Raw genomic sequence first — 9,637 nt, 5'->3', positions numbered from 1 at the left:
CCGTTTCGCCGGGTTTCCGGCCGCCGGACGAAGGCTCTGGACCAGGTGGCGTCACTTGTCGGGGATCGTGAGCGTAATGGCGCCCCGCCACGTACGTCTCACTGACGACACGTCGGTGTCGACCGCGCTCCGACATCGCCGTGGATCTGATGTTGTGGCGTCTGCAAGCGCAGCTGGCCTGCCCGCCGGGTGCGGCTTGCAGACGCGCCAACACGGCCGTTGCGGCCCCTTCTGAAGCGATCTTCGCAGGTCGCCGTTTTGCCGATAATCTACATTATGTCAAGTAACGTGGATTCGGCCCTTCCCTTCGCGGCTTTCCCATCACCCTGTGGGCCGTGTCAGTGACGCGTGCCGCTGTGAGACGGCGCGCGCTCTTGCCTGGGCACCGTTCTGACGGCCGCTGCGGTCGGCTGCGCGATCCGTTGTCGTCGTTCGATGTTCTCAGGGCGTCGCTGAGCGAGCCGCTCCTGCCGCATCCAAGACTTCGAGGTGTTTCGTCACCGTGGCGTTAGAGCGCCTTCTGGCTTCACTGCCATGCTCTGCGGTCATGATCGATGACTTCGCCAAGGAGTACCTGCACGGCGATTTGCGTGAGCTGCGCGAGGTGATGGTGTGGAAGCTCGACGGGTTGCCGGAGGCTGACGTCCGGCGTCCGCTCACCGCGTCCGGGACGAACCTGCTGGGGTTGGTGAAGCACCTGGCGTTGTCGGAGTCCCGGTACTTCGGTGAGGTGTTCGGGCGACCGTTTCCCGAGCCGATGCCGCGCTGGGACGACCTGGCGGCGCGTGGGCTGGACATGCGGGCGGATGAGTCGGAGTCGCGTGAGGAGATCGTTGGTCGTTATCGGCGTGTGTGGGTGCACTCGGATGCGACGATCTCTTCTCTTGCGGTGGACTCCCCTGGTCATGTGCCGTGGTGGCCGCGTCCGGACGTGAAGCTGTTCAACGTTCTGGTGCACGTGCTGACGGAGACGGCCCGGCATGCAGGGCATGCGGACATCCTGCGGGAGCAGACCGACGGCGCGACCGGCGAGGGGCGCTAGTCCCCCGGTTTTGCCTGGTCAGGGCTTCGCAGATGATCTTGTCGGGGGTGCTTGCAACACTCGGGGCATGCGATACGCCCTGTACGTTCCCGGTTTCGGTCCGTCGCTCGGTGATCCGTCCGTGCTGGTGTCGCTCGCCGTGGAGGCGGAGGCGGCGGGGTGGGACGGGTTCTTCCTGTGGGATCACGTGGTGGTGCCCGGTGATCCCGTGGTGGCGGACGTCTGGGTGACGCTGGGTGCGGTGGCGGCGCGGACGTCGAGGGTGCGGCTGGGTCCGTTGGTGACGTCGCTGGGGCGTCGGCGGCCGTGGAAGGTGGCGTTGGAGGCGTCGACCTTGCAGCGGTTGTCGGGTGGGCGGTTGGTGCTCGGGGTGGGTGCGGGTGTGCCGCAGGACTTCTCCCCCTTCGGCGAGCGGGTGTCGCGTGCGGAGGCGATGTCGGAGGGGGTCGGGTTGGTGCGGGCGTTGTTGTCGGGCGCTGAGGTGGAGCACCGGGGTTCGGTGTTCGAGGTGTCGGGTGTGCGGTTCGCGCCGGTGGAGGTGCCGATCTGGGTGGGTGGCGCGTGGCCGCGGTCGGTGCCGTTCCGTGCGGCGGAGCATGCGGCGGGTGTGGTGCCGGCGACGTTCGGGCCTGACGGGTTGGTGGTGCTCTCCCCCGCGGACGCCGCTCGGTTGAAGGCGGACTTCGTGGCGTCGGGTGGTCCGTCGGACGGTGATGTCGTGCTGTGGGGTGGGCCGGTGTTACCGGCGGAGGTGGCGGAGTACGAGGCCGCGGGTGTGACGTGGATGTTGACCGATGGTGGGGCTGAGGGGTTGGAGGAGTTGCGGGCTTTTGTGGCGGCCGGTCCCCCGCGTTCAGGCGTGTAGGCCTCGGAGCAGGGTGTCGAGGTAGCGGCGTGCGGCGTGGTGCCGGTGGGTGGGGTCGGTGCTGTGGACGTAGGTGGCGTAGCTGATGCCGCACATGAGTGGGACGAGGTCGGCGTCCTGGACGTCGGTGCGGACGGCGCCGGCGTCGCGGGCGCGGGCGAGCAGTTTGGCTCCGGTGGCGAGGATCTGCGTCTTGAGTTCGGTGGTTCGCGGTAGGACGTCGTGCGCGGCGGCGGCGACTTTGACGAGTGCGGGGTCGGTGACCTGGCCTTCGACGAGCAGGGTGAGGTAGTCGGCGAAGGCGGTCCAGGGGTCGTCGTGCGCGAGTGCTTCTTCGCCTTGGGTGACGAGTGCTTCGAGGCAGGGGGTGGCGACGGTCTCGAGGAGTGCCTCGGGCGTCGGGAAGTGGCGGTAGACGGTGCCGACGCCGAGTCCTGCGCGTCGGGCGACGTCGTTGAGCTGCAGCGGGGTGCCTTCGTCGACGAGTTCTCTGGCGACGGTGAGGATGTGCTCCCAGTTGCGGGCGGCGTCCTTTCGCTGCGGCGTCATGCCACCAGCCTAATTGGATACGCCATCCGGAACGTGGACGAGTGGTGCGTGCCTCTCGCTGAGCGCGCGCACGGCGTGTTGGACACGTGGGTCGGTGGCGGCGCGGTGGGGTGTGACGGGTGTGGTGTGCGGTCCGATGACCGTTCCGGAGGCGAGTGTGGCGTCGGTGGCGGCGCGGATCGAGGACCGGGCCGCCGTGGTCGCGGGTCCGGAGGTCGAGCGTTCGAACGTGCGGCGGACCAGTGGCCACAGCAGTCGCAGTGCGGGCGAGACGATCTCGGGGTCGGTGAGGGTGCCGTCGGTCATGGCGGTGGCGGCGGCGCCGGGGTCCGCGGCGAGCACGGAGATGGTCTTGTGCCGTTGGGCGAGGTCGAGGGTGTAGGCGAGGTTCGCGAGCTTGGCGCGCCCGTACCAGTGGAAGGCGTAGTAGTCGCCGGGCGGCTCCACCGCGTCGAAAGCCTTCTTGGCCGTGACGATCGCGCGGGAGGTCACGTTGACGACGCGTCCGGTCAGCACGGGCAGGAGCGATTCGGTGAGCAGGTAGGGCGAGAGGTGGTTGACGACGAAGGAGGCTTCGACGCCGTCGATCTGGGTGTGGTCGTGGAACATGGCGCCGACGTTGTTGATCAGCAGGGCCAGTTCCCCTTCGCCGGCGATGAGCGCGGCGAGCGTTCGGACCTCGTCGAGCGAGGCGAGGTCGGCTTGCAGGAACCGTGCGGTCTCCCCTCCCCTGGCGTTGATCCTCTCGACGGCCTTCGCGCCGCGTTCGGCGTTGCGCCCGACAACGGTGACGGCATACCCGGCGTCGGCCAGCCCGAGGGCCGTTTCGAGCCCGATGCCGCCGGTCCCCGCGGTGATGACTGCCTTGCGCGTCATGACACTCCTCAATCCGGATAGCTCATCCACTTGTTGTCGCCGACGCTAGCACACATGCGGATGACCTATCCGTTTGTGGTGGGCGAGAATGCCGCCGTGGATCCAGGGGTGATCGGCCAGGCCGCGGGCATGTTCGCGGTCACCAACGTCGACGACCTCGTGCTGCTCGCGCTCTTCTTCGCGCGGGCGAAGTCCCCGTGGCAGGTCGTGACCGGCCAATACCTCGGCTTCACCGGCATCCTGGCGGTGGCCGTGGTCGGCGCCCTGGGAGCCTCCCTGCTCCCCGAACACTTCCGCCCGTGGCTGGGCCTCATCCCCCTGGCCCTCGGCCTCAAGGCCGCCTGGTCGCTGTGGCGCGGCCCGGACGACGAGGACACCCCGGACACCGCTCCCAGCGTCCTCGCGATGGCCGGCGTGACCCTGGCCAACGGCGGCGACAACATCGGCGTCTACGTCCCGGTCTTCGCCGTCGCGGACTCCCTGTGGGTCTACGTCGCGGTGTTCCTGCTCCTCGTCGGTGTGTGGTGCCTGGCGGGCTGGTTCCTGGCCTCCCGCCCGGTGGTGGCCCGCGCCCTGGCCAAGTGGGGACACATCGCCCTGCCCGTCGTGCTGATCGCCATTGGTCTGTTGGTGTTGTTCTCCGGATGACCGTGCCGTCGGTCCGGTAGACATTTCGGGTGCGAAGGACCTACAGCTACAACGAGGCCGTCAAGATCCTCGGCGGCCGAGACCACCCGGTCATCGCCGCGATGGACAAGGTCCTGGGCGGCGCGCTGCTCCTGGGCTCGCTGGGCATGTGGCAGGTGCTGGACCTCTTCGACGCCAAGCCCGACTTCGTGCGCCTGAGCAACGAGCTCCTCACCAGCCTCTCCGCGAAGCGCCGGGGCGTCAGCCGCTACACCCGCACCCAGCGGCTGCACGCCGCTCACGCGGTTCTGGTGATGACGGCGTTCTTCGAGGCCTACGAAGAACAGCAGTTCACCGTGAAGCTCACCCCGGAGGACCGCGAACTCGTCGCCCGGTTCAACCCGTGGGAGCTGGAGCTGCCGCTTCCCTTGTCGAGTTACCCGTACGAGGTCAACCTCGCCGTTTTGGAAGGTCTGTACGGGCAGCTCGCCGACAGTCTGCTGGAGGCTGTCAGGGGCCTGTCGTACTGGGACCGCCTCAACGACACCGGCAAGGACCGCCTGCGCGGCGCCCTGAGGCATGCGGAGATGCGCGCGCTGGAGCGGTACCAGGAACTCGTGGCGCAGCTCGCTGCCGAGTACCCAGAGATCCGGTTCTGGTTCGCGGTCGACGAAGGCCGTGCGGGCCGCAAGGCGCTCGCGCGGCTGGAGGACGTCCTGCGCGAGACCACCACCGACCTGACGCCGCAGCTGCGGCTCACCGAGCTGGCAGGCGCCTACCGGGGAGCGCTGCGCCGGCCGTTGGTGAAGGCGGCCGACGTACCGGACGGCGTGCGGATCCCGACCCTGGCCGACGCCTACGTCGATCCGAGGTTCCAGCTGGGGACCGAGGGTGACCGGGCGTTCGCCCCATCGTTGCTCTCGACGTGGGACGAGGTGCCCGTCCGCGACGACCTGTACGCGTACCTGGCCGGTTTCCTGACGTCACCGGAGGCCTTGTCGGCGCCGTTGCTGGTGCTCGGTGACCCCGGGTCGGGAAAGTCGCTGCTCACCGAAATGCTCGCGGCGCGGTTGCCCGCGTCGGATTTCGCCGTGGTGCGAGTGGAGCTCCGGTGTACGCCCGCCGGGCGCGGCCTGGAGGAGCAGATCGAGCACGGCCTGCACACCTTGTTGCACGAGCGGTTGAGCTGGGCGGAGTTCTGCCGCACGACCGGCGGGGCACTGCCTTTGGTCGTACTGGACGGCTTCGACGAACTGTTGCAGGCGACCGGGGTGAGCCAGAGCCGGTACCTGATGACGATCGCCGACTTCCAGCAGCGACTGGAGGACATGGGCAGGCCGGCGTTGTTCCTCGTGACGAGCCGACTGAGCGTGTGTGCCGGACTTGAGCTGCCTGACGCGACGAACGTGGTGCGGTTGATGCCGTTCGACGAAGGCCAGGTGCGTGCCTGGCTGGACGTGTGGAACGCGGTCAATCGCCCCCTGCCCGCCGAGACTGCGCTGCGGTATCCGGACCTCGCCTCCCAGCCGCTGCTGCTGTTGATGCTGGCTTTGTACGACGCGGTGGACAGCTCGTTCCAGCGCGATCACCTCGGCCTGAGCCGCGGCCAGTTGTACGGGCGGCTTCTCGCTCTGTTCGCGGAGCGCGAGGTCACCAAAAACGAGGCCGGCCGGACCGAGGTCCATCTCGCCGAGGACATCGAGTTCGAGCTGGACAGGTTGTCGGTGGTAGCGCTCGCGATGTTCAACCGCGGCGTGCAGTGGGTCGCCGAACACGAGGTGACCGCGGACCTGGCCCAGTTGCTCGAGGTCGATTCCCCGGAGCGGTTGAAGGGAACGCACACTCCCCTGTCTGCCGGCGAGACGGTGCTGGGACGCTTCTTCTTCATGCAACGCACGGAGGCCGTTCGCGAGGACCGAACCACGCTGCGGACCTACGAGTTCCTGCACGCGACGTTCGGCGAGTACCTCGTGGCCCGCTTTGTGTGGGACAGGCTGACGGAGCTGCGCCAGGAAGACGAGGCGCGGTCCAAGCGGAAGGTGACGGCGGATGACGTCGAGCTGTACTCGGTGTTGTCGTTCGCCGCGCTGACGTCAAGCAAACCGGTACTGGACTTCCTGCGCGAGTTCGCCAAGGACTCTCACCGGGAGGGGCTGTCCGACCTCGTGTCACGGCTGTTCGCAGGGCGGGAGGAGTCGCGGACCTCGCGCGGCCGATACCTGCCCTCCTCGCTGGCCGACACGGTGCGAGACGCGAAGTACTCGCTGAACCTGGTCGTGCTGGCTTTGATACTGCGCGGAAAGTGCTACTCCGACGACCTCGGGCTGAGCGTCGACGACTGGCGCCGACTCACCCTGTTCTGGAAGTCACGGCTGCCGTCGAGTGAGTGGGCGAGCGTAGTGCTTTGGTTTTGGGTGGAGCGCGACGCCGAGCGCCACTTCTCAGTGAGCCTGAGCAACCGAGACCGCGAAGTCCACGCCCAGTGGCTGCTGATGTCGGAGCCGTATGTGACGTTGGACGAGGTTGCCGTGACGTTGCGAGACGCGGTGACGCCATTGGTGTCCCAGCACGGCATCGAGGTGGCTGCGGCGCTGATCAACCTATGGGCAACTCCAGCCGATAAGTGCCGCCCCGCGCTCCAACGCCTCTATGAAGCAACCGGCGGAAGTCTTGTGTTCTCACATGAGTACTTCGTAAGACTAGGCATTGGGGGCAATGACGCCGAGCTGCTGGAGCAGTTCGAACGACGGATCGGTATTTCGGACACCTTGGATGAGCTGGAAAGCCACTTAAGGTTGCATGAGCGCGGAGTCGAGCTCTCCCCTTACAGCAACCTTAAAATTCTACTCAAACATCTCGACGAATTCGGCTATATGGAACTAAGGCCCGATCTCGTCAAGCGGGCCAGGCGGGCGGCGGAGGAGCTGGGTGTCCAGTTGAAGTGGTGAGTTCGGCGGCCAACGCCGCCAACTCCCCCTCGCTCAGGTCCCTCTCCCCCACCCTCCCCAGCAACTCACTGCGCGAGCACACCACGACAGCCCCCGGCCGCCGCCCGAGATCCGCGGCGGCCACGATCTCGGTGGTCCCGTTGTGCACGACCAGGATCGGGTCGGGCGTGTCGGTGTAGAGCAGGCGCTCGATGTCCCGTCCGGTGATGGCCATGCTCAGTCTTGTACGGCGCGGGCGTAGCGGGCCGCAAGAGAGCGAACGTGTGCCACGAGTTCGGGGGGTGAGGTGACCTCGAAGTCGAGGTCGAGCATGCCGATCCACACGGCGAGGGTTTCGACGGAGTCGGAGCCGGTCACGAACACGCACGTGGTGTCGTCGACGGCTTCGACGGTGCCGATGGCGGTGGAGATGCGGGCGGCGACGACGTCGGCGGGTGCGTGGACGAGGATGCGGGCTTGGACGCGCCAGGCGGCTTGGCTGGCGCGGGAGGCGACGTAGGTGGTGGCGTCGAAGTCGCGTGGGGTGAAGCGGGGGCCGTACGGGGGCTGGGGCGGGGTGATGCGGTCTACGCGGAAGCTGCGCCAGTCCTGCTTGTCGGCGTCCCAGGCGACGAGGTACCAGCGGCGGCCCCAGTTGACGAGGCGGTGTGGTTCGACGCGGCGGCGGGTCGACTCACCGTCGTGGGAGTGGTAGTCGAAGCGCAGGGTGTCGCTGTCGCGGCAGGCGGCGGCGAGGACGGACAGCAGTTCGGGGTCCAGGGCGGGGGCCGGGTGGTCGCGGGGGACGGACTCGATCTGCTGGAGTGCGGAGACGCGGTGGCGCAGCCGGGAGGGCAGGACCTGTTCGAGCTTGAGCAGCGCTCGCAGGGAGACTTCTTCCAGGCCGGTGACGGCGTTGGTGCGCAGGGCGGCGGCGACGGCCACGGCTTCGTTGTCGTCGAGCAGCAGGGGTGGGAGTTCGGCGCCGGCGCCGAGGCGGTAGCCGCCGAACGAGCCCGTGGTGGCGTTGACCGGGTAGCCGAGTTCGCGCAGGCGGTCGACGTCGCGGCGGACGGTGCGGGGGCTGATCTGCAGTTCGTCGGCCAGTTCGCTGCCCTGCCAGTCGCGGCGTGACTGCAGCAGGGCGAGCAGGCGCAGCAGGCGCGCCGAGGTTTCCAGCATGGACGAACACTTTAGGACAGGGTGTGGCCTTAACGCGCGAACGGGCGGGCGTGGAGGTGTACCGGATGAAGATCGGGGACATCCCGGGGCATGCCACAGTGGGTCGAAGCGGGCGTGTGGGGGTTGGCGGGCGGTGGGGCGCTCGTGGTGGGCGCGCTGGTCGCCTGGTTCGTCCGGGTTCCCCGGGACGTGGTCGCGGTGGTGATGGCGTTCGGTGCCGGGGTGCTGATCGCGGCGGCGTCGTTCGAGCTGGTGGACGAGGCGGAGAAGACCGGTGGACTGCTCGCGACCGCCTGCGGGTTCCTGGGCGGGGCCGTGGCGTACGTGCTGGCCAACGTCCTGCTGGCGCGGCGTGGGGCGCGGCACCGCAAGCGCAGCAGTGACCAGCCCAGTGAGTCCGAGCAGGCCGGTAGCGGCACGGCGATCGCGGTCGGCGCGCTGCTCGACGGTGTGCCCGAGTCGGTGGTGCTGGGGGTGTCGTTGCTCAGCGGCGGCGGGATCGGGGTGGCGATGCTGGCGGCGGTGGTCATCTCGAACGTGCCGGAGGGCCTGTCCAGCGTCGCCGGCATGAAGCAGGCGGGCCGCAGGCCCGGCTACGTGTTCGGGGTGTGGGGTGCGATCGCGGTGGCGAGCGGGCTGTCCGCGGCGCTGGGCAACCTGCTGCTCGACGGGGCGTCTCCGCAGCTGATCGCGGTGATCACGGCGGTGGCGGCGGGGGCGATCCTGGCGATGGTCGCGGACACGATGATCCCCGAGGCCTTCGAGCGCGCCCGCCTCTACACCGGGCTGTGCACCACCGCCGGGTTCCTGACGGCGTTCGTGGTGGAACGCCTCGGCTAGGTGCTGGTCGCTCGCCCGCGCCTCGCACCGAACGAACGCGCTAAGCCCGCCAGACGGTGGCGCTGCGCGTCTCGGTGCTCTCCAGCGTCAACGGCACCGGCACCTCGTAGCGGGCCAGCGCGGTGAACCGGTCGCGCGGCAGGTGCGCGCGGTCGGGGTCCCCGAGCAGCACCAGCGCACCCCGCGCGGCGGCCCGGACGAGGAACGGCAGCACGAGCGCGGTGACCTCGGAGTCGTAGAACACGTCCCCCGCGAGCACGACGTCGGCGCCGTGGGCGTCGCTGTCGAGCTGGTCGCCGTCCAGGGTGCTCACGGTGACGCCGTTGGCCGCGGCGTTGAGCTGCACGGCGGCGAGCGCCATCGGGTCGATGTCGTTCGCGGTGACCGAGTCGGCGCCGGCCAGGGCCGCGGCGATGGCGACGAGGCCGGAGCCGGACGCGAGGTCGAACACCTTCTTGTCGCGCACCAGGCCGGAGTGGTCGAGCAGGTGCCGTGCCAGGGCTTGGCCGCCCGCCCACGGGAACGCCCAGAACGGCGGCTGGTCGTGATGCGTGCGCTCCCACAGGTCCATCGCCTCGACCGCGCCGTGCAGGGACACCTCCGGCACCAGCGGCACGGGGGCCAGCGTCGTGTTGGCGAGCACGAAGTCGGTGAGCGTGGGCGCGGACATGACGGAGAAGCCTACGGGCAGCCCGGAGCGCGGTCGCAGAGGCGAAAGGCCGCAGTTCA

10 protein-coding genes are annotated in these 9,637 nt (G+C 68.8%); 5 read left to right on the top strand and 5 right to left on the bottom strand.

The annotated features are described in order from the left end of the window. The first annotated feature begins 547 nt into the window (after positions 1-547). The gene (locus IE307_RS17840) at positions 548-1,042 is read left to right on the top strand and encodes a DinB family protein (RefSeq protein WP_191299104.1); all 495 of its coding nucleotides are present in this window, start codon (positions 548-550) and stop codon (positions 1,040-1,042) included. A gap of 67 nt (positions 1,043-1,109) precedes the next feature. Further along, a complete protein-coding gene (locus IE307_RS17835; RefSeq protein WP_191299103.1) occupies positions 1,110-1,907 on the top strand; it encodes an LLM class flavin-dependent oxidoreductase in 798 nt (265 codons plus the stop codon). Here the strand turns inward: IE307_RS17835 and IE307_RS17830 are convergent. Continuing rightward, the gene (locus IE307_RS17830; RefSeq protein WP_191299102.1) at positions 1,896-2,456 is read right to left on the bottom strand and encodes a TetR/AcrR family transcriptional regulator; all 561 of its coding nucleotides are present in this window, start codon (positions 2,454-2,456) and stop codon (positions 1,896-1,898) included. The genes IE307_RS17835 and IE307_RS17830 overlap by 12 nt on opposite strands. Before the next feature lie 9 nt (positions 2,457-2,465). Beyond that, positions 2,466-3,332: an SDR family NAD(P)-dependent oxidoreductase gene (locus tag IE307_RS17825; protein ID WP_191299101.1), complete on the bottom strand. Its 867-nt coding sequence runs from the start codon at positions 3,330-3,332 to the stop codon at positions 2,466-2,468. Positions 3,333-3,428: 96 nt separating this feature from the next. On the opposite strand from IE307_RS17825, the gene IE307_RS17820 reads away from it, so the two are divergent. Continuing rightward, a complete protein-coding gene (locus tag IE307_RS17820) occupies positions 3,429-3,980 on the top strand; it encodes a cadmium resistance transporter (protein ID WP_191299100.1) in 552 nt (183 codons plus the stop codon). Between the two features lie 29 nt (positions 3,981-4,009). Then, complete coding sequence (locus IE307_RS17815) at positions 4,010-6,907, top strand: NACHT domain-containing protein (RefSeq protein WP_191299099.1); 2,898 nt, start codon at positions 4,010-4,012, stop codon at positions 6,905-6,907. Here the strand turns inward: IE307_RS17815 and IE307_RS17810 are convergent. Continuing rightward, the gene (locus IE307_RS17810; protein ID WP_191299098.1) at positions 6,855-7,121 is read right to left on the bottom strand and encodes a hypothetical protein; all 267 of its coding nucleotides are present in this window, start codon (positions 7,119-7,121) and stop codon (positions 6,855-6,857) included. The genes IE307_RS17815 and IE307_RS17810 overlap by 53 nt on opposite strands. 2 nt (positions 7,122-7,123) lie before the next feature. Further along, entirely contained in the window at positions 7,124-8,068 is a 945-nt protein-coding gene (locus tag IE307_RS17805) for a helix-turn-helix transcriptional regulator (RefSeq protein ID WP_191299097.1), read from the bottom strand. A 90-nt stretch (positions 8,069-8,158) separates the two neighbouring features. Between IE307_RS17805 and IE307_RS17800 the strand changes: the two genes are divergently transcribed. Next, positions 8,159-8,908: a ZIP family metal transporter gene (locus IE307_RS17800; protein WP_191299096.1), complete on the top strand. Its 750-nt coding sequence runs from the start codon at positions 8,159-8,161 to the stop codon at positions 8,906-8,908. A 40-nt stretch (positions 8,909-8,948) separates the two neighbouring features. On the opposite strand, the gene IE307_RS17795 is transcribed toward IE307_RS17800, so the two are convergent. Beyond that, positions 8,949-9,578, bottom strand: a complete 630-nt coding sequence (locus IE307_RS17795) for a class I SAM-dependent methyltransferase (RefSeq protein WP_191299095.1) — start codon at positions 9,576-9,578, stop codon at positions 8,949-8,951. Between the last annotated feature and the right edge of the window lie 59 nt (positions 9,579-9,637).

It is taken from the genome of Lentzea cavernae, from assembly GCF_014653695.1.
GTDB classification, from domain to species: Bacteria; Actinomycetota; Actinomycetes; order Mycobacteriales; family Pseudonocardiaceae; genus Lentzea; species Lentzea cavernae.
The sequence above is the reverse complement of the archived record's forward strand: the minus strand, read 5'-3'. Positions and strand labels throughout refer to the sequence as shown.

What these genes read in the sequence shown, in the direction of transcription:
- IE307_RS17825 (WP_191299101.1), bottom strand. Translation starts at nt 3,332, where the DNA reads ATGACGCGCAAGGCAGTCATCACCGCGGGGACCGGCGGCATCGGGCTC.
- IE307_RS17805 (WP_191299097.1), bottom strand. Translation starts at nt 8,068, where the DNA reads ATGCTGGAAACCTCGGCGCGCCTGCTGCGCCTGCTCGCCCTGCTGCAG.
- IE307_RS17835 (WP_191299103.1), top strand. Translation starts at nt 1,110, where the DNA reads ATGCGATACGCCCTGTACGTTCCCGGTTTCGGTCCGTCGCTCGGTGAT.
- IE307_RS17830 (WP_191299102.1), bottom strand. Translation starts at nt 2,456, where the DNA reads ATGACGCCGCAGCGAAAGGACGCCGCCCGCAACTGGGAGCACATCCTC.
- IE307_RS17800 (WP_191299096.1), top strand. Translation starts at nt 8,159, where the DNA reads ATGCCACAGTGGGTCGAAGCGGGCGTGTGGGGGTTGGCGGGCGGTGGG.
- IE307_RS17840 (WP_191299104.1), top strand. Translation starts at nt 548, where the DNA reads ATGATCGATGACTTCGCCAAGGAGTACCTGCACGGCGATTTGCGTGAG.
- IE307_RS17810 (WP_191299098.1), bottom strand. Translation starts at nt 7,121, where the DNA reads ATGGCCATCACCGGACGGGACATCGAGCGCCTGCTCTACACCGACACG.
- IE307_RS17795 (WP_191299095.1), bottom strand. Translation starts at nt 9,578, where the DNA reads ATGTCCGCGCCCACGCTCACCGACTTCGTGCTCGCCAACACGACGCTG.